A 17,997-nucleotide genomic window follows, 5' to 3' on the forward strand; every position below is an offset into this window, starting at 1 on the left:
AAGGTACGCCTGACAGAGGCCCTGAGTCAAGCGTATATATACGTATTTTATATGTGAGAACTACGGTTTAAAATTCTAAGTACCAGTCGCTTAAACCAGCATTGAAGTAATATTTTCTATACTTTTTAATTTAAAATGAACAACACTATGAAAAAGTTTCTGACTGGCGTATTCGCCCTGCTCATGGGTGCTTCTATCGCGTTTGCACAGACTCCTGCCGCACAGCAAAAACAAGACAAGCCAAAAACTGAAGCTAAACAGGATGCTCAAAAGATGAAGAAAGACGGTACGCCTGATAAACGTTATAAGGAGAACAAAGAAACTAAGACTGCCAGTGGACCTAAAAAGAAAGATGGTACTCCTGACAAACGTTTCAAGGAGAACAAAGACGTTAAAGCAACTAACACTAAAAAGAAAGCTTAATTATTGTAAAAGGCTGGCTATTACAGGCCAGCTTTTTTATTTTCGTACATTTATCGCATGTTGGACTTCAGGTTAAAAGTGTTTTATACAGTAGCCCGGCGCCTCAGCTTTACCAAAGCAGCCGAAGAGTTATTTATTTCCCAGCCCGCCGTGACCAAACACATTCACGAACTGGAACAACAGCTGGGTATGGCCCTCTTTGAACGAATAGGCAACCGTATCAAGATTACCCGTGCAGGACAGGTGATGCTCAAACATGCAGACGATATCTTTACCAGCTACCGCAATCTCGAATACGAGATCAACCAGCTCAAACATGAACAGGGCGGCCTGCTGGCTTTAGGTGCAAGTACCACTATCGCACAATACTTCATACCACCCTTACTGGCACAGTTTAACCAACGCTATCCTGAAATCACAGCTTCCCTGATCAGTGGCAATACCGAACAGATAGAACAGGCCCTCTTTGACAAAAATATTCAACTGGGTCTCATAGAAGGCCGTTCAAAAAATCCGGTCCTCAAGTATGTGGAAATTGCAAAAGACGAAATAGTCCTGATTGGAAATGTCAACTACAACTACGGTGACAATACTCCATTAAATGCAGCAAATCTTAAAAATATTCCCCTGCTCATGCGTGAACACGGCTCAGGTACACTGGAAGTAATTACGGATGAACTGAAAAGATTAAAACTAAAGCTGACCGACCTGCAGATAGCTATGTACATGGGTAGTACAGAGAGTATAAAATCTTACCTGCACCATGCACCATGCGCTGCATTTCTCTCCCTCAAAGCAGTACAGCGGGAGCTGGAAGCAGGAGAATTCAAGATCCTGCCAGTCAAGAACTTTAAACTGGTGAGAAAGTTCCATTTTATATACCTGCAGGGACAGCAGGATAAATTAGCGCAACTGTTTATGCGCTTTGCCAGACAACATGCCGAACCACAACAACTATAAAATAAAAAACCGGCCCTTTCAGCCGGTTTCAGTTGTTTATTCCTTAGCTACGCTGTAGCGTGTAAATGATATATCCTGTTTTGTCCTCGTAGTTCACCGCAGCTCTCCATACCATAGTAGTTTTATCCAGGGAGCTGATCTCGAGACGGTATCCTTCTGCCACATTCTTCGCTTTTACACCACCACCAATCTTTTTGAACTGTAACATTTCTACACCCCCTGCTTTGTAAATAGACCATACAATAGGCTGTGAAGCTGTGCTACAACCGTCGTCGGTATTCGTCAGTGTAAAAGAACCGTTTGTCTCATTATTTGGGAATATCCACTGGCTACCTTTAAAGCAACTATAAGAAGCCTGGTCAAAAACAGTAACTTTTGAATGCTGTGGAATCCCTTCAAAGCTGATATCAGTGATAACCCAGTTTCCTTTTATATTACCCTTGCTTGCGCTCACATTCGTATTGGTAGCTGCCCCTGACTGGGTCTTGCAGGATATGGTGAAAAGAGATGCCAGCAAGCACAATGCTGCTAATGTAAGATGCTTCATGTAAGAAATATTTAAATGTTAAAAAGGCAGTAACGCAATTAGTTACCAGCTAGAGATAAGAAAAGACAAGAAGTGTACCAAACCTACCTATGGGTTTGCTGTTGCTGTTCTATGTTGGACAGCGTGCGGAGAAATCGGTCTTCCATCTGATGAAAACGGTTATAAAAATAAATGGTGGTAGCTGTTAAAGCTATAATAATCATACCCATCGCAATAACTGCACAACGCCACTAGATGCTTACTGTCATCGTATAGTTGCGGGGCTGTAAAATATAGGTCGGATTTTCAGGCGACGGCCTTTTATCCCTGGGAGGTTTTTCCCAGCTGATTTGAGCAGCAATCTTATTCCAGACTTTTGCGGGAGGAGTCACACTTCCCGCTTCGGTGATTCTTTGCAGCCGGTACTCGGCCATGGCGATTTCTGTTTCCAGCTCAGGGTAGATGTAACGCATGCGTTCCAGCAATGCTTCCTCCTCTACTGAGGCAAGCCCCAGCAGATAGCTTTCAATAATGCCACTATCTATGTAATCTTGTAAATCCAGAGGGTGATAAATAAGAAGGTGAAACCATGTGTTCCCCCCAAGGTCAACTTCACATGCCTTCGCAAATGTCAAATTAAAATCTGAATTATATTACTTTTTTGTGCTCTTGATAGGAAAAATCACCTGGAATTGGCAGGTACTTCTGCACGGGGAGCTACTTGTTCCAGCTTTTTGTCCTGCATCTGGTACTTCAGGTAGAAGTAAATTGCAGAAGCCAGACAAACCTTTGAGAGAATAAATACAGCAATGAAAAACACTTTCCACCACTTGTGCACGGTGATGTATTGATTATCCTTTGGCTGGATATTGATATAGGTGTTATTGTAATTAGCCTGTTGGTTTTGATTGGATCTGCGATAATCAGTGGTGTCATGATAATCTTCTTCCCGCCAGTTGATCCGCTGGAAGATCCGGTCCTTCAGACGCTCAGGAGGCAATACAGCCTCTGCAAACGCCTGTCTTTCCATACGCTTCTCCACAGCAGCTATTTCACTGTTGAGTTCCGGGTAGAGCCTGCGCATATATTGAAGCTCTTCTACCTCTACGTTGGTAGCAAGCCCAAGTACATAGCTCTCTATGATACCGCTTTGTATGTAGTGATCCAGTTCCAATTAATTTCTTAAAAAATTTCTGAAAGCCACCATAATTTCCTTCATCTGTCCGGCTATCATTTCTGCTTCCACCCCCATCATCCTAGCGATTGCTTCTTTAGGCAAGCCTTTGAAGTAGCACAGGTAAAAGATTTTTTGTTTTCCCTGTGGCAGGGTGTTGGTAAATCGCTGTAGCGAATGTTGTCCCTGAATAGTGACTCCACCCACTATTTTCCCATCTGTATGACACCCCTCCGAAAGGGCTATTTCCCTTGTCAGGCGCATCATCCATCCGAAGAGCGTGGCGTTGCCGGACTGCTTGTAGGTATATACCTCACTATATATACGTACAAACACAGTAGTAAGGATGTCCTCAGCCTTTTTATTATCAGGAACCACTTGTAAAATTAAACTAAAAAGAGCTGGACCATAGTAGTCATACAATAACTCCCTGGCCCCGGGGTCATCAGCAATCAAGCGTTCAATCAGTAAATGCTCATCAATATGAACAGCAGCCTGTCCCAAATGTTGTCGGTTTAACTATAACTAAGATAGCTATTCTTCCAATAACCATCAACTTTCTTGTTATAACATATAAATGTCATACAAAGAACTCCTGAATCTTCTTTCGCCTGTAGGCAAAGATTCCCTCTAGCTGATGCCGTACAAAAAGAGCATGTGCGACCCTACCCAAAAGACCTAATGGCAGTGAGTAGTGTACGATGTCAGTCATCTTTACGCCCTCTTTCACTTCCTCAAAATGATGCTGGTGATGCCACAGACCATAGGGCCCCTTCCGCTGCTCATCCACAAAGTACACACCGTCCTTCACATGTGTAATTTCCGTCATCCAGCTAAGTGGTATACCCAATACAGGATGAATAGTGTAAGTAATAATTTCCCCTGCGTAAATAGGTTGATCTGTCACAGGCGAAGTAATGTCAAATCGCATATACGAGGGCGTGATTTTTTCCAGGTTATCTGCCCGGGAAAAAAACGTCCATGCCTCCGATATTGATGTATTTAATACCTGCTCATACCGCAACCGATAGATTTTTGCCATAACTTCATATATATTTTAGTGTCGCCAGATGCTAATCCATTTTCAAATATAGTCATGTCCAGAGATCAATATCAACAACGTTTCGAGGAAGTATATAATCGGTTGAACGAACGACAGCGGGAAGCCGTTGATAATACCGAAGGCCCTGTGATGGTGATAGCCGGTCCCGGTACCGGCAAAACGCAGATCCTGGCATCGCGTATCGGCAAAATTCTGCGCGATACAGACTTTTTACCACAAAATATTCTCTGCCTTACTTACACCGATGCGGGTACCGTCGCCATGCGTAAACGACTCACCGATTTCATCGGCCCCGATTCTTACCGTGTCAATATTCATACCTTCCACTCCTTCTGTAACGAAGTGATACAGGACAACCTTGGCTTTTTTGAAAAGAACAGCCTTGATCCGATATCCGAGCTGGAAAAAATACAGCTGCTCAAAAAACTTATCGACGGATTTGATAAGCAAAATCCTCTGAAACGCTATCGTGGCGATGTATACTTTGATATGAACAACCTTTCCAACCTCTTCTCCACCATGAAGCGGGAAGGCTGGACTGTTGATTACATCAAAGGCGCCATTAAAGCTTATATAGACGACCTGCCTAACCGTGATGAATTTATCTGCAAAAGAGCGACCAAAAATTTTAAAAAAGGCGATATCCGCACTGATAAAATTGAAGCCGAAGCGGAAAAGATAGCCCGCCTGGAAGCTGCTGTAGAGCAGTTCCTCGTGTTCACCTCCCTCATGCATGCCGCTAACCGGTATGACTTTGACGATATGATCAACTGGGTGATCAGGGCTTTTGAACAAAACCCCAACCTACTCGCTGACTACAAAGAACGCTTTCAATACATACTCGTCGATGAGTACCAGGATACCAGTGGTACCCAGAATAAACTCATACAGCAACTCATCAATGGCGAGGAATTGCCAAACGTATTCGTAGTAGGCGATGACGATCAATCCATCTATCGCTTTCAGGGTGCAAATATTGAGAATATGGAACAGTTTGCCGGGGGCTTTGCAGAAACCCTGCTCACCATCGTGCTTACACAGAACTACCGTTCTGTCCAGAATATCCTGGATGCCTCCATGACCCTGATTGACAATAACGGCGATTCCCGTCTGGTAAATCAGCTGCCTGGCCTTAGTAAACAACTAACGTCCAGCAACGAGAAGCTGATGCACCTCAATATCACACCCGTCATCCAGCGCTATAACACGCCCCGCGATGAAATGGCCGGATTGACAAACACCATGGTAGCACTGCTTGAAAAAGGCGTTCCCGCCGGCAAGATAGCAGTGATTTACCGTGAGAACCGCTTTGGCGAAGAGCTGGCGCAATACTTCCGGCTCAAAGGCATTCCATTCTATTCCAAAAAGCATGTGAACATTTTTGAAAATCCGTTTGCACGAAAAGTACTCACCATACTTCGCTACCTGGCAGCTGAACTCGATACGCCTTACAGCGGAGACGATCTGCTCTTCAAAATCATGCACTTTGATTTCTACGATATACCACCTGTCGAAATAGCGAAAGTAAGTATACGGGTTGCCGAAAAAGGATATGCAGAGAAATCTTCCATGCGTCAATACCTGCAGGAGTGGCAGGCCACCCGTAACCTCACACTCTTTACTGAAGCCCCTGAACAGGCCATGATGGAGATGAGCAAAATGCTGGAAGGATGGATCAAAGAAGCACATAATCTCACCCTGCAACAACTCTTTGCCAGCATTATCAGCGAAGGAGGTATCCTCTCCCATATTATGGATTCGCCTGAGAAGATGTGGCTAATGAAAGTATTGCAGGCACTCTTCGATTTTATCAAAGAAGAAACCCGCCGTAATCCTGACCTGAGCCTCGTACCATTTGTAGAAATGGTAGACCTCATGGAAGCCAATAAAATTCCGATTCCACTGGTACAGGTGTCCGGCAATGAAAAGGGTATTAACCTGATCACAGCACACGGTTCAAAAGGCCTGGAATTCGAATATATTTTCCTGGCAGGCACCAACTCCCACCTCTGGGAAAAGAAGAAGAAAAACAACAGCGGTTTCTCCTTCCCCGATACGGTATTTGCTACACAATCCATCAGTTCAGATGAACAGGAACTGCGCCGCCTCTTTTATGTGGCAATCACCCGTGCAGAAAAATACCTGTACATCAGTTACCCGGAATTCAGACTGGACGGAAAGCCACTGGAACCCAGCATGTTCATCACCGAAATACTGGAACAACACCAGTTGCCAAACGAAAAAGTGGAACTTTCCGACGAAGCGCTTTTCGCCTTCGAATCTCTCCACTACAGCAAAAACCTGGCACCGGAAATTGCCCGTGCAGATCAGTTGTTCATCGACAACCTGCTCTCCAGCTTTACCATGAACGTGACTGCGTTGAACAATTACCTGGACTGCCCACTGGGCTTCTTCTATAAAAACCTCGTACGCATCCCCACAGGACGCTCAGAGAATACCGAATTTGGTTCTGCCGTACACTATGCACTGGAAAAACTCTTCCAGAAAATGCAGGAAGCGGGCAACAACGCCTTCCCTACCCGCGAAGAATTCATCAAAGACTTCGTATGGAGCATGCGCCGTAATCGCGAATGCTTTACCCGCGAATCTTTTGAAAGAAGGATGGAGTATGGAAAGGATATTCTGGCCAACTACTACGATACCTACATCGGCACCTGGAACAAAATTGTAAGTGTGGAAAGGAATGTGCGCAATATCGTAGTGAGTGGCGTACCGCTAAAAGGAAAGGTGGATAAACTGGAATTTGAAGGCAATCAGGTGAATGTAGTGGACTACAAAACCGGTGATTACGAAAAAGCCATCAAAGACTACAAAAAGTTTGACCGTCCAAACGAGAAAAATCCAAACGGCGGCGACTACTGGCGCCAGGCTGTATTTTATAAGATCATGCTGGACAACTACCGCTCCAAGAGCTGGCAGGTATCCAGTACAGAATTTGACTTCATCGAGCCAAATAAGCAAAAGGTTTATCACAAGGAAAAAGTGTTTATCACAGCAGACGATATCGCAGCTGTAACACAGCAGATCGTGGACACCTGGACCAAAATCCAGAACAAAGACTTCTATACCGGATGTGGTAAAGAAGACTGCGTATGGTGCAACTTTGTGAAGGATCATAAGCTGCACATCGCACTGCATGACCTCGAGGAAGAGAGTGAATTACAATTTTAACATTTCCTGCGCTCCGGCAATATTTGGATATTACTGATTCAAATTTGATCTTTGGACCCGGTTTTTGGCATAATATGATAAAAATGAATCAGAACTTCCGTGGCTGGGTTTCCCTGCTTATTGTAATCATAGCAAGTGTACTTTTATTCCCCCGCTGTGCGAATATTGTTCCGCCCGGTGGAGGCCCTAAGGATACTTTACCTCCTGTATTACTCAATGCCAGTCCAGTGGATTCCAGTCTGCATTTCAACTCCCACAAGGTTGTCCTGTCTTTCAATGAATACATAGAGCTGGACAACATCTTCGAAAAGCTGATCGTATCCCCGACCCTGAAGCGTACCCCGACCGTGACAGCCAAATTGAGAACTATCACCATGGTCATCAAGGATACGTTGGATAAGAACACCACTTATACATTCAACTTTGCAGACGCCATCCGCGATATCAACGAGCATAACCCCATTCTGGACTATGCCTACGTAATATCTACCGGCGACTACCTCGACTCTCTGCAGGTAAAAGGCTTCATCATCAATGCCGAAACTGGTAAACCGGATAGTAACGTATCTGTTATGATGTACCGCCACCTGGAAGACTCCGTGGTTTCCAAGGAAAAGCCGGTATACTATGCCCGTTCCAAAGGCAATGGTGCATTCTGGTTCAAAAACCTGGCTCCCGGCGATTATAAATTATTCGCCATCAAAGAAGAGAACAAAGACTTACAATACAACGACCCCAAAGAACTGATCGCCTTCCATGATAGCCTGATACACCTGCGCGAAACAAACCTGTACGATGTACCATTGCTCACCTTCCTGGAAAAAGATTCTACCCTCAAAGGTGGTCCGGACGAGATGGGCGGCCCTGGTGGCGAAGCAGGTGGCCCTCCTTCAGGTAGTAACAATGCCCCTCCTGAAGAAGAAGACCACAAGAGCAAAGAAGAAAAAGAGAAAGAAAAGAAAAGAAAGATCTTCCTGGCAGCTACCCTGGGCGAGAAAAACTCCCAGGATCTTGGCCAACCGCTGATCGTGAACTTCAGTGCACCTGTAAAAACACTGGATACCACCCACATACTCCTGGCAGAAGATACTACATTCAAACCAGTGGCCTTCACCACTTTCTTCGACTCTACCCGCAAAGTGCTGCACCTGGTTTACAACTGGAAAGAAGGTACCCTATACCGCCTCACCATTCCTAAAGAGGCCGTACTAGATACCCTTGGTCAGGAAAAGTCCAAAGCCGATACGATCCTCTTCACTGCCAAAAAAGAATCAGATTACGGCAGTGCAATGCTCTCACTCACACTCAGCGATAGTCTGAAAGCTGCAGGTGGAGATACCATGCACTTTGTGGCACTGCTGGTGAAAGAAAAAGACATAAAATACTCGGGCAAAATTGTAAATGGCACCTGGATCCAAAAGCGCATTATCCCTGCAGAATATGAAGTAAGGATCCTGATTGATGATAACAATAATGGCAAATGGGATCGTGGGGTATACTATGGTACACCCAAAAAACAACCCGAAAGAGTAGTGAACTTCCCTAAAAAGGAGAACATCAAAGCCAATTGGGGAGTCCCGATCAAATTGCAGTTATAACCGGCCGGGGGCACACTGCCCCCACGAAAAATCATTATTTTTGTACCATGATCTTTTCTTCCGCTCTGATAGAAAATGCTGTTAATGAATTTGCGCGGCTGCCCGGTATAGGCAAGAAAACAGCGCTTCGCCTGGTATTACACCTCCTCAAACAGCACCCGGCCCAGGTGAAGCTATTCGGCGAGGTGGTTACCCGCATGCGTGACCAGATCAAATTCTGCAAATACTGCCACAACGTCTCTGACGATGAAATCTGCTCTATCTGTAGCAGCCCTTCCCGCAATAAAGCACTGGTATGTGTCGTGGAAACCATCCGCGATGTTATGGCAATTGAAAATACCCAGCAGTTCAACGGGGTATACCATGTACTTGGAGGCATCATCTCCCCTATCGATGGTATTGGTCCGGACCAACTGAATATTTATTCTCTGGTTGAAAGGGTACAGCAGCAAGATGTGGAAGAGATCATCATGGCGCTGAGCCCGACAATCGAAGGAGACACAACCATTTATTACCTCTCTAAAAAGCTGAAGGATTTCTCTGTAAAGATCACCACCATCGCCCGTGGTATCGCCTTCGGCGGCGAACTGGAATATGCGGATGAAATGACGCTGGCCAGATCCATCTCTAATCGTTTACCACTTGAAAGTTATGTACAGAAATAAAAAACGCTGAAGGTGTCAGCGTTCTGCAGCTGCCTTTCAGCGTTTTTTAAATAAGATACGAGTGCTCAACAACACCCGTGTGTGTTTAACCTGTAATTCCACGTTATGAAAAAGCTATGATTGGTCTTTGTCTTTAAGTTTTCCGCCGCCCTCTTCCTCATTGCGCAGCTCGCGCCAGCGCTCAATCTCATACTTATTCAGAAAGCAGATTCTAAATACAGTGGAGGCCTCATTCTCAGCATCCTCAGGAACCGGGTATAAACCAAATTGCGCTAAATGCTTTTGTAAGCTCTGTACATGCTTCGCAATGCTCATTGTCTTAAATTTTTTGTTTAAGCAGGTTGTTAACTATGCGGGCAAAGTGGTGGATTCCCTGGTAGTAATCAGATGGTGGTATACTGATCCATTGTTGTATTACCCTACAAATATAGTAGACTTTTGGTTTCAAACAAAATTTTCTCTCATTTTCCTGAATAAAGTAAAAAATTCTGCAAATACATCTTCCGCTGGTGATATTTCATATAATGAGGCAATTAATAAGTATCTTTGTATGTCTTTCCAGAAAAAATAGTAAACACATTATCGATATGAAATCATTATCCCAGTGTGCGGCAGAACGTATTCTGATCATAGATGGTGCTATGGGTACCATGATCCAGCGCTACAAGCTGGAAGAAGCAGATTATAGAGGCGAGCGATTCAAGGATTACCATATGGATGTAAAAGGCAACAATGACCTGCTCAACCTGACTCAGCCACAGATCATCGAAGCCATTCACAGGGAATACCTCGAAGCTGGCGCCGACATCATCGAAACCAATACATTTAGTAGCACTACCATCGCCATGGCCGACTACGATATGCAGGCACTCGCTTTTGAACTGAACATAGCTGCTGCACAAATTGCAAAAAGAGCTGCAAACGATTATACAGCGAAGAACCCCGAAAAGCCCCGCTTTGTAGCTGGTGCGATCGGTCCGCTGAATAAAACACTCTCCCTCTCCCCCGATGTGAACAATCCAGGCTTCCGCTCCGTTACTTTTGACGAAGTGGTGACTGCTTATTACGAGCAGATTCGTGGTCTGCACGAAGGAGGCGTAGATATATTGCTGATCGAAACCATCTTTGATACCCTCAATAGTAAGGCCGCTATCTACGCTGCCAAGAAATACTTCAGGGATATCAAACAACCAGAACTACCTATCATGATCTCCGGTACCATCACCGATGCCTCCGGACGTACACTGAGTGGTCAGACCCTGGAAGCATTCTATATTTCCGTAATGCACGCCAAACCATTCTCTGTCGGCTTAAACTGTGCATTGGGCGGTGAGCAGATGCGTCCACACGTGGCGGAACTGGCACAGATAGCTGGCTGTTATGTAAGTTGCTATCCAAATGCCGGCCTGCCAAATGCATTCGGAGAATACGATGAAACGCCGCACGATACAGCCTGCATCATCGAAGACTTTGCTAAAGAAGGTTTTGTAAACATCGTTGGCGGTTGCTGCGGCACCACTCCGGATCATATCCGGCACATTGCTCAGCACGTGAAGACAATCGCGCCAAGACCATTACCAGTAAAGGAAACAACACTGGCTTAATTTTAATTTATCCGCTAATTACTATAGCTACCCATGAGCGATACACTCAATCCCGCGCAAACTGCCACCGGACAGGAACAAACTGTCATCAAACCATTTCTGCGCCTGAGCGGCCTAGAGCCACTGATAGTACGACCAGAAACCAACTTCATCAATATTGGTGAACGTACTAACGTAACCGGTTCTAAAAAATTTGCCCGTCTGATCAGGGAAGGACTGTACGAAGAAGCACTGTCTGTAGCCCGCCAGCAGGTAGAAAACGGTGCGCAGGTACTGGACGTAAACATGGATGATGCCCTCCTCGATGGTGAACTGGCAATGACCACCTTCCTGAACCTGCTCGCCGCAGAACCGGATATATCAAGGATCCCGGTGATGATCGACTCCAGTAAGTTCAGCATCATTGAAGCTGGTCTGAAATGCCTGCAGGGTAAATGTATCGTGAACTCCATCTCTCTCAAGGAAGGCGAAGCGAAATTCATTGAACAGGCTACTATCTGCAAAAGCTTCGGTGCTGCTGTAGTCGTAATGGCTTTCGATGAGTATGGACAGGCAGATACAGAAGAGAAAAAAGTAACGTTCTGTCATCGCTCCTACAAGATCCTGACAGAAGTAGTAGGGTTTGATCCACAGGATATCATCTTCGACCCGAACATCTTTGCGATTGCCACAGGTATCGAAGAACACAATAACTACGCAGTGGACTTCATCAACGCCACCCGCCGTATCAAGGAACTGATGCCGCTGACCAGCATAAGCGGTGGTGTGAGCAACATCTCCTTCTCCTTCAGAGGAAATGACCTGGTGCGCGAAGCCATGCACTCTGTATTCCTGTTCTACGCGATCAAAGCGGGCATGAACATGGGTATTGTGAATGCCGGTATGTTGCAGATCTATGATGAAATTGAACCAAAGCTGCGCGAGCTCTGTGACGATGCCATCCTGAATCGCCGTGAAGATGCTACAGAACGCCTTATCGCCTATGCTGAAACCGTAAAGGCAAAAGGCAAGGTGATCGAAAAAGACGAAACCTGGCGCCACGGCTCCGTAGAAGAAAGACTGAGCCACGCACTCGTAAATGGTATCACTGACTATATAGAAGCTGATACCGAAGAAGCCAGACAAAAATATCCCCGTCCGCTGGATGTGATCGAAGGTCCGCTCATGGACGGTATGAACATCGTCGGCGACCTCTTCGGCAGTGGTAAAATGTTCTTGCCACAGGTAGTGAAAAGCGCCCGTGTGATGAAGAAATCCGTGGCCGTACTGACACCTTTTATTGAAGAAGAAAAAGCCAGGATGGTCGCAGAGAATGGTGGCGTGATCAAATCAGCCGGAAAGATCCTGCTGGCCACTGTAAAAGGCGACGTACACGACATCGGTAAAAACATCGTAGGTGTGGTATTGGGCTGTAATGGCTACGAAATCATCGATATGGGGGTAATGGTCCCGGCTGAAAAAATTCTGCAGACCGCCCGCCAGGAAGATGTGGACATCATTGGCCTCAGTGGCCTGATCACCCCTAGTCTGGACGAAATGGTGCACGTGGCCAGAGAAATGAAACGCCAGCACTTTGAAGTACCATTATTAATAGGCGGTGCCACTACCTCCCGTACCCATACCGCTGTAAAAATTGCACCTGAGTATGAACACGGCGTGGTACATGTACTGGATGCATCCCGCAGCGTAACCGTAACAGGTAACCTGCTGAACAAAGCCCTGAGAAAAAACTTCCTGAAGGATGTAACAACTGAGTACACCAAACTCAATGATAACTTCCGCAATAAGAAACCAGTAAAACAATACCTGCCTATAGCAGAAGCCCGCCAGAACAAGGCGATCAGCGACTGGACCGGATTCAATCCGGTAGTTCCAAAACAACTTGGAGTACAGGTATTTAAGAACTATGAACTGGCTGATATAGCTAAGTATATAGACTGGCAGCCTTTCTTCATCTCATGGGAACTGCACGGCAAATTCCCGCAGATCCTGACGGACGAAGTAGTCGGTGTGGAAGCAAGTCGCCTGTATGAAGATGCCAAAGTGATGCTAAAACGCATCATTGAAGAGAAATGGTTAACCGCCAATGCCGTAATTGGCCTCTTTCCTGCCAGCAGAACAGCAGATGATACCATCACCGTATTGTCGCCAAAACCAGGTCAGGGTACCGTAAATCTGGAATGTCTGCGTCAGCAGATCAAGAAAGCGCCTGGTCAGCCAAATATATCACTGGCAGACTTTATCGCCCCTTCCGATACAGGTATCCAGGACTACATGGGGGCCTTTGCCGTTACTACAGGTGGTGGCATTGAAGAATGGTTGGAAAAGTTCAAAGCAGACCATGACGATTATAGCAGCATCATGCTGAAAGCCCTTGCAGACAGACTGGTAGAAGCCTTTGCAGAGCTGATGCACGAGCGTGTAAGAAAGGAATTCTGGGGCTATGCTTCAGAAGAACACCTGAGCAAAGATGACCTGATTAAAGAAGAATACGCAGGTATTCGTCCTGCACCTGGTTATCCTGCCTGTCCTGAACATACAGAGAAATACAAGATGTTCGATATGCTCGATGCTACTGAGAACACTGGTATCACACTCACAGAATCACTGGCCATGTATCCTGCTTCAAGTGTAAGTGGCTGGTATTTTGCCAACCCTGCTGCCAAATACTTTGGTATAGGAAAGATCGAGAAAGACCAGGTAATAGATTATGCTGAGCGCAAAGGCTGGACTGTAGAAGAAGCAGAGAAATGGCTTAGACCGGTACTCGAATACGACATGTAAAAACTTCGTTATAATTTTTAGCTGAATGCCGGTGGTTGCGCTGCAATCACCGGCATTCGTATATTTACAGTATGAGAATTATATCGTACAATGTAAACGGGCTCCGTTCCGCCATGACAAAAGGCTTCACTGAATGGCTCAAAACTGATCCCGCCGATATCATCTGCTTACAGGAAATCAAAGCACACAAAGACAATGTAGACTTCCAACAGTTTGACGAGCTTGGCTATGAACACTACTGGTATCCCGCCCAGAAAAAAGGATACAGCGGTGTAGCTGTACTCACTAAGATAAAACCAGACCATGTACAATATGGAAATGGCTACATGCAGAGCGATGCCGAAGGCAGGGTAATACGCCTCGATTTTGGGGATATTACACTCATTAACACATATATCCCTTCAGGCACCAGTGGAGACGAAAGACAAACCTATAAATACCAATGGCTGGATGAGTTCTTTGGCTACCTCCATACACTCAAAGCCACAAGACCTAATATAATTGTGTGTGGCGACTACAATATCGTGCACAAACCAATCGATATTCATGATCCCGTAGGCAACAAAAACAGCAGTGGCTTTCTGCCTGAAGAACGTGCATGGCTGGACAAGTTATATGAAAACGGCTTCGTAGATACTTTCCGTCATTTCTGTAATGATCCGCACCAATATAGCTGGTGGAGTTTCCGCGCCAATGCACGCAATAATAATAAGGGATGGCGTATCGATTATATCAGTGTCACTACTCCACTGCAGGAAAAGCTGAAAGAGGCAAAGATTTATGCCGATGTAAAGCACTCTGATCACTGCCCTATATACCTGCAATTAAGCCACTAACAAGGATTTCCAACTATGATCATATTTAACGTTACCACAATGGTGTCGCATCCTATCAACGACAGATGGATGCAATGGATGAAAGAAGACCAGATCCCTGCTATCATGAATACCGGTTTATTCCATGATTACCGCATGTGCAGGCTGCTGGAACAGGATGAGGAAGATGGTCTCACCTACTCTGTACAATTCTTTGCAGATACACTCGAGAACTACCAAACTTACATAGACGAGTATGCGCCAGTGCTCCAAAAAAGGGCTTATGACCTGTTTGGAAGCCAGTTTGTAGCCTTTAGAACAGTGATGCAGGTAGTTTAACATTTAAACTTATCCACAGGAAATCCACTGTTTATCAGGGATTGTGAGTTTGGTACAATACTTGGAACACTCTTACGTTAATTATAAAACCAGTAGCAAATTGCCACTAGCAGCGGGTTTCAGACGTTAACTCCTGTTTTGCTCATACATCCATATCATGAGCGAATCAGCTGTAACCGTTACCTGTAGCCCTTTTCAGCCGATAAAATTTTGCTTAAAAAAGATGCAAAAAATTTGGTAATCTGATAAAACGCGCTATATTTGCTCACATCAAACATTTTAATTCACTAGTTAAATCTTACTAGCTATGAACAAAGCCGAATTAATCGACAAACTGGCAAAAGATGCCGGTATCACTAAAACCCAAGCTAACGAAGCACTGGATTCTTTCACTAAGGCTGTTGCTGATACCCTGAAAAAAGGTGGTAAAGTAACCTTAGTAGGTTTCGGTACTTTCTCTGTTTCTAAACGTGCTGCTCGTAACGGTAGAAACCCACAGACTGGCCAGATCATCAAGATCAAAGCTAAGAAAGTTGCTAAATTCAAAGCTGGTAAGGCTCTGTCCGACAAGCTTTAATCTGTTAGCTTACCTTATTCAAGCAAGGAACATTACTGTTTCTTGCTTTTTTTATTTTATATAGGTCCACCTCGTCTTCGATGCTTCTTCGATGCTTCTTCGACCACAGGTCAGTAAAATGGCCACGAATCCCTCAGTTTGTGGTATCTTCCTTTTTTACGTAATTTGCACCAATTAATAATAAACAATCAAACTGTCTAACAATGGGTAGAGGTGATATCAAAACCAAAAAAGGTAAGATTTTCAGTGGTTCTTTCGGAAAATCAAGACCTGCTAAGCCAGCTAAAGCTGCTGCTGTTAAAGCTGCAAAGGCTGCTGCAAAACAAGCCTAAAATTATTAAAGAGGCTGACCACTTAATCATGATCAGCCTCTTATAATTTCTTTTATCATCACGGCGCCAGGCGCTCTATCTTCCAGCTACTCCCTTCATGACTGTACTGGATACGGTCATGAAGCCGGCTACCGCGGCCCTGCCAAAACTCAATTGCAACCGGTTTCACAATATACCCACCCCAGTTTTCCGGTCTCTCAGGCGCATTCTTCTCATATTTTTCAGTCACTGTTTTTACCTGCTCTTCCAGGAAATTCCTGTTAGGAATCACCTTACTCTGTGGAGAAGCAATAGCACCAATACGACTACCCAGCGGACGGCTGTTGTAATATTCATTACTCATCCCCGCATCCACTTTGGATACAATTCCATCTATACGCACCTGCCTTTGCAGTTCTTTCCAGAAAAACAACAGGGATACATGCGGATTAGCCGCCATTTCATGACCTTTACGGCTATCATAATTGGTAAAAAACACAAAACCATCTGCATCAAAGCTCTTCAGCAATACGATGCGGGTAGTAGGAATACCTGCGGAGCTACTGGTGGCCAGCGTCATCGCATTGGCTTCGTCTATCTCTCCGGTGATGGCATCATTCCACCACTTTTCAAATTGTTGAAAGGGATCCTGGGCTACTTCTTTTTCGTCCAGCTCGGCAAGGGTATAATCCTTACGCAGGTCAGCAACTTTTTTATTTAGCATTGGCCAATATTTTACGGATACAAAGATACAGGTTGCCCCCTGCATGAAAATGCTAAAATGCTTGATTGTCATCAGCATCCAACGCGATAAAAGAATATGAATAATTATTAATTTTAACGCATGAGAACCATACTCCTTTTTACTATCTCAGCTATTTTACTGATATCCTGTGGCGACAGGCATCCCAAACAGGCTGCTGCAAGTCTCCCCAATTTCAAGACCACGCCCTACTTTTATGTACAATTGAAAGGTACGCTGGCAGGTAAGAACATTACGATGGAACTGACCAAAGCCAATCCGGCCATGTACCGTGGATATTATAGTTACGAAGAAACCGGGGAGCCGATCGCCATCTGGGGAAACCTGGACCAGAACAAAATGCTGGTATTGTATGAGAGTACGGATGAAAAGGAAGAACGCTTCTTCACAGGTATACTGGACAGTGCAGGTGTATATAAGGGCAAATGGAGAGGAAAAGGGACTACCTATGAGTACACCCTTACACCTGATATGAAAGAGACCACTCCCCTGAGTGTATATTATGGAGAAGATTCTGCAAAGCTGCTGCCTGGCAATCCTGCCTCCCCGGTAGCGGTAGCTACTAACGCAGTTATCTGGCCGGCGCCCACCCTGGATGAGGAGACAAAGGCTTTCATTCGCAACACGGTCACCGGCAACCCTTCCCTGGACAATCCGGTTCGCTACCTCCGAAGGGATATTGACTCCTTCCTCGTCACTTACAAAACGACTGAAAAAGATATCGATACCACAGAGGAAATTCCTGCCACCGCCAGCTGGTCAGCCGATGCTGATATGAGAGTAGTGTATAACCATTATCCTTACCTGAGCGTTGAATCATTTACCTATGAGTATACAGGTGGCGCACATGGCAATTACGGCTCTATTTACAAGGTTTTAGATCTGAAGAAGAAGAAAGTATTAACGACAGAAGACCTCTTTAAACCGGGCTATAAAGAGGCATTACCAGCATTGCTGGAAAAAGCGTACAGAAGAGTTTTCTGGGTAAGTGAGGAAAACACATTGAAAGACCAGTTGCTGGTCGATCAGATCCCCGTGAATGAGAACTTCTTCATCACGGACAAGGGAATTGGGTTCTGCTATACCCCGTATGAGATCGGGCCTTATGCAATGGGGCAGATTACTTTGTACTTACCCTTTACGGAGCTCAAAGCATACCTGAAATAAGAGCAATCGGGGAATTGCTAAGCAATTCCCCGATTC

General features: G+C 45.1%; 19 protein-coding genes. 12 read left to right on the forward strand and 7 right to left on the reverse strand.

The genetic code is table 11. The features are described from left to right. Positions 1-147 precede the first annotated feature (147 nt). Positions 148-423, forward strand: coding sequence for a hypothetical protein (locus BW716_RS14670; protein ID WP_083723360.1), 276 nt, complete (start codon positions 148-150; stop codon positions 421-423). Positions 424-480: 57 nt separating this feature from the next. Continuing rightward, positions 481-1,383 (forward strand): LysR substrate-binding domain-containing protein, encoded by a 903-nt coding sequence (locus BW716_RS14675; RefSeq protein ID WP_083723320.1) that lies wholly within the window; start codon positions 481-483, stop codon positions 1,381-1,383. A 43-nt stretch (positions 1,384-1,426) separates the two neighbouring features. On the opposite strand, the gene BW716_RS14680 is transcribed toward BW716_RS14675, so the two are convergent. The 5 genes from BW716_RS14680 to BW716_RS14700 form a co-directional block, all read right to left on the reverse strand. After that, positions 1,427-1,930 (reverse strand): lipocalin family protein, encoded by a 504-nt coding sequence (locus tag BW716_RS14680; protein WP_083723321.1) that lies wholly within the window; start codon positions 1,928-1,930, stop codon positions 1,427-1,429. Positions 1,931-2,160: 230 nt separating this feature from the next. Further along, on the reverse strand, positions 2,161-2,544 hold the full coding sequence (locus BW716_RS14685) for a hypothetical protein (protein WP_083723322.1): 384 nt from the start codon (positions 2,542-2,544) through the stop codon (positions 2,161-2,163). A gap of 47 nt (positions 2,545-2,591) precedes the next feature. Then, positions 2,592-3,083 (reverse strand): hypothetical protein, encoded by a 492-nt coding sequence (locus BW716_RS14690; RefSeq protein ID WP_083723323.1) that lies wholly within the window; start codon positions 3,081-3,083, stop codon positions 2,592-2,594. Continuing rightward, a complete protein-coding gene (locus BW716_RS14695) occupies positions 3,084-3,587 on the reverse strand; it encodes an RNA polymerase sigma factor (RefSeq protein ID WP_083723324.1) in 504 nt (167 codons plus the stop codon). Between the two features lie 76 nt (positions 3,588-3,663). After that, entirely contained in the window at positions 3,664-4,125 is a 462-nt protein-coding gene (locus tag BW716_RS14700; RefSeq protein ID WP_083723325.1) for an SRPBCC family protein, read from the reverse strand. A 54-nt stretch (positions 4,126-4,179) separates the two neighbouring features. Between BW716_RS14700 and BW716_RS14705 the strand changes: the two genes are divergently transcribed. From BW716_RS14705 to recR, 3 genes are all read left to right on the forward strand, one after another. Continuing rightward, positions 4,180-7,338 carry an ATP-dependent DNA helicase gene (locus BW716_RS14705; RefSeq protein ID WP_083723326.1) on the forward strand — a complete coding sequence of 1,053 codons (3,159 nt, stop codon included), beginning with the start codon at positions 4,180-4,182 and terminating at the stop codon, positions 7,336-7,338. A gap of 83 nt (positions 7,339-7,421) precedes the next feature. After that, the gene (locus tag BW716_RS14710; protein WP_179091138.1) at positions 7,422-8,936 is read left to right on the forward strand and encodes an Ig-like domain-containing protein; all 1,515 of its coding nucleotides are present in this window, start codon (positions 7,422-7,424) and stop codon (positions 8,934-8,936) included. A 47-nt stretch (positions 8,937-8,983) separates the two neighbouring features. Further along, entirely contained in the window at positions 8,984-9,601 is a 618-nt protein-coding gene (gene recR, locus BW716_RS14715) for a recombination mediator RecR (RefSeq protein ID WP_083723328.1), read from the forward strand. A 114-nt stretch (positions 9,602-9,715) separates the two neighbouring features. Here the strand turns inward: recR and BW716_RS14720 are convergent, their stop codons facing one another. Further along, positions 9,716-9,916, reverse strand: coding sequence for a hypothetical protein (locus BW716_RS14720; protein ID WP_083723329.1), 201 nt, complete (start codon positions 9,914-9,916; stop codon positions 9,716-9,718). Positions 9,917-10,188: 272 nt separating this feature from the next. On the opposite strand from BW716_RS14720, the gene BW716_RS14730 reads away from it, so the two are divergent. The 6 genes from BW716_RS14730 to BW716_RS14755 all read left to right on the forward strand — a co-directional run bounded on the left by BW716_RS14730 (position 10,189) and on the right by BW716_RS14755 (position 16,052). Further along, positions 10,189-11,205 carry a homocysteine S-methyltransferase family protein gene (locus tag BW716_RS14730; RefSeq protein ID WP_083723331.1) on the forward strand — a complete coding sequence of 339 codons (1,017 nt, stop codon included), beginning with the start codon at positions 10,189-10,191 and terminating at the stop codon, positions 11,203-11,205. A 33-nt stretch (positions 11,206-11,238) separates the two neighbouring features. Beyond that, on the forward strand, positions 11,239-13,989 hold the full coding sequence (gene metH / locus BW716_RS14735; protein WP_083723332.1) for a methionine synthase: 2,751 nt from the start codon (positions 11,239-11,241) through the stop codon (positions 13,987-13,989). Positions 13,990-14,060: 71 nt separating this feature from the next. After that, positions 14,061-14,825 carry an exodeoxyribonuclease III gene (locus BW716_RS14740; RefSeq protein WP_083723333.1) on the forward strand — a complete coding sequence of 255 codons (765 nt, stop codon included), beginning with the start codon at positions 14,061-14,063 and terminating at the stop codon, positions 14,823-14,825. Positions 14,826-14,840: 15 nt separating this feature from the next. Next, on the forward strand, positions 14,841-15,143 hold the full coding sequence (locus tag BW716_RS14745; protein ID WP_083723334.1) for a DUF4286 family protein: 303 nt from the start codon (positions 14,841-14,843) through the stop codon (positions 15,141-15,143). Between the two features lie 307 nt (positions 15,144-15,450). Further along, complete coding sequence (locus BW716_RS14750; RefSeq protein WP_012788562.1) at positions 15,451-15,720, forward strand: HU family DNA-binding protein; 270 nt, start codon at positions 15,451-15,453, stop codon at positions 15,718-15,720. A 203-nt stretch (positions 15,721-15,923) separates the two neighbouring features. Then, entirely contained in the window at positions 15,924-16,052 is a 129-nt protein-coding gene (locus tag BW716_RS14755) for a 30S ribosomal protein THX (protein ID WP_072362758.1), read from the forward strand. Positions 16,053-16,110: 58 nt separating this feature from the next. Here BW716_RS14755 and pdxH read toward each other — a convergent pair whose 3' ends face one another. Then, entirely contained in the window at positions 16,111-16,755 is a 645-nt protein-coding gene (pdxH, locus tag BW716_RS14760) for a pyridoxamine 5'-phosphate oxidase (protein ID WP_083723361.1), read from the reverse strand. A gap of 120 nt (positions 16,756-16,875) precedes the next feature. On the opposite strand from pdxH, the gene BW716_RS14765 reads away from it, so the two are divergent. Continuing rightward, positions 16,876-17,961, forward strand: coding sequence for a DUF3298 and DUF4163 domain-containing protein (locus tag BW716_RS14765; protein ID WP_083723335.1), 1,086 nt, complete (start codon positions 16,876-16,878; stop codon positions 17,959-17,961). The last annotated feature ends 36 nt before the right edge of the window (positions 17,962-17,997 follow it).

Source organism: [Flexibacter] sp. ATCC 35208, assembly GCF_001975825.1.
GTDB lineage: Bacteria > Bacteroidota > Bacteroidia > Chitinophagales > Chitinophagaceae > Chitinophaga.

Bases quoted from the DNA above. Each gene is read 5' to 3' on its own strand.
- BW716_RS14670 (WP_083723360.1), top strand. From the start codon at position 148: ATGAAAAAGTTTCTGACTGGCGTATTCGCCCTGCTCATGGGTGCTTCT.
- BW716_RS14675 (WP_083723320.1), top strand. From the start codon at position 481: ATGTTGGACTTCAGGTTAAAAGTGTTTTATACAGTAGCCCGGCGCCTC.
- BW716_RS14680 (WP_083723321.1), bottom strand. From the start codon at position 1,930: ATGAAGCATCTTACATTAGCAGCATTGTGCTTGCTGGCATCTCTTTTC.
- BW716_RS14700 (WP_083723325.1), bottom strand. From the start codon at position 4,125: ATGGCAAAAATCTATCGGTTGCGGTATGAGCAGGTATTAAATACATCA.
- BW716_RS14705 (WP_083723326.1), top strand. From the start codon at position 4,180: ATGTCCAGAGATCAATATCAACAACGTTTCGAGGAAGTATATAATCGG.
- BW716_RS14710 (WP_179091138.1), top strand. From the start codon at position 7,422: ATGAATCAGAACTTCCGTGGCTGGGTTTCCCTGCTTATTGTAATCATA.
- recR (WP_083723328.1), top strand. From the start codon at position 8,984: ATGATCTTTTCTTCCGCTCTGATAGAAAATGCTGTTAATGAATTTGCG.
- BW716_RS14720 (WP_083723329.1), bottom strand. From the start codon at position 9,916: ATGAGCATTGCGAAGCATGTACAGAGCTTACAAAAGCATTTAGCGCAA.
- BW716_RS14730 (WP_083723331.1), top strand. From the start codon at position 10,189: ATGAAATCATTATCCCAGTGTGCGGCAGAACGTATTCTGATCATAGAT.
- metH (WP_083723332.1), top strand. From the start codon at position 11,239: ATGAGCGATACACTCAATCCCGCGCAAACTGCCACCGGACAGGAACAA.
- BW716_RS14740 (WP_083723333.1), top strand. From the start codon at position 14,061: ATGAGAATTATATCGTACAATGTAAACGGGCTCCGTTCCGCCATGACA.
- BW716_RS14745 (WP_083723334.1), top strand. From the start codon at position 14,841: ATGATCATATTTAACGTTACCACAATGGTGTCGCATCCTATCAACGAC.
- BW716_RS14750 (WP_012788562.1), top strand. From the start codon at position 15,451: ATGAACAAAGCCGAATTAATCGACAAACTGGCAAAAGATGCCGGTATC.
- BW716_RS14755 (WP_072362758.1), top strand. From the start codon at position 15,924: ATGGGTAGAGGTGATATCAAAACCAAAAAAGGTAAGATTTTCAGTGGT.
- pdxH (WP_083723361.1), bottom strand. From the start codon at position 16,755: ATGCTAAATAAAAAAGTTGCTGACCTGCGTAAGGATTATACCCTTGCC.
- BW716_RS14765 (WP_083723335.1), top strand. From the start codon at position 16,876: ATGAGAACCATACTCCTTTTTACTATCTCAGCTATTTTACTGATATCC.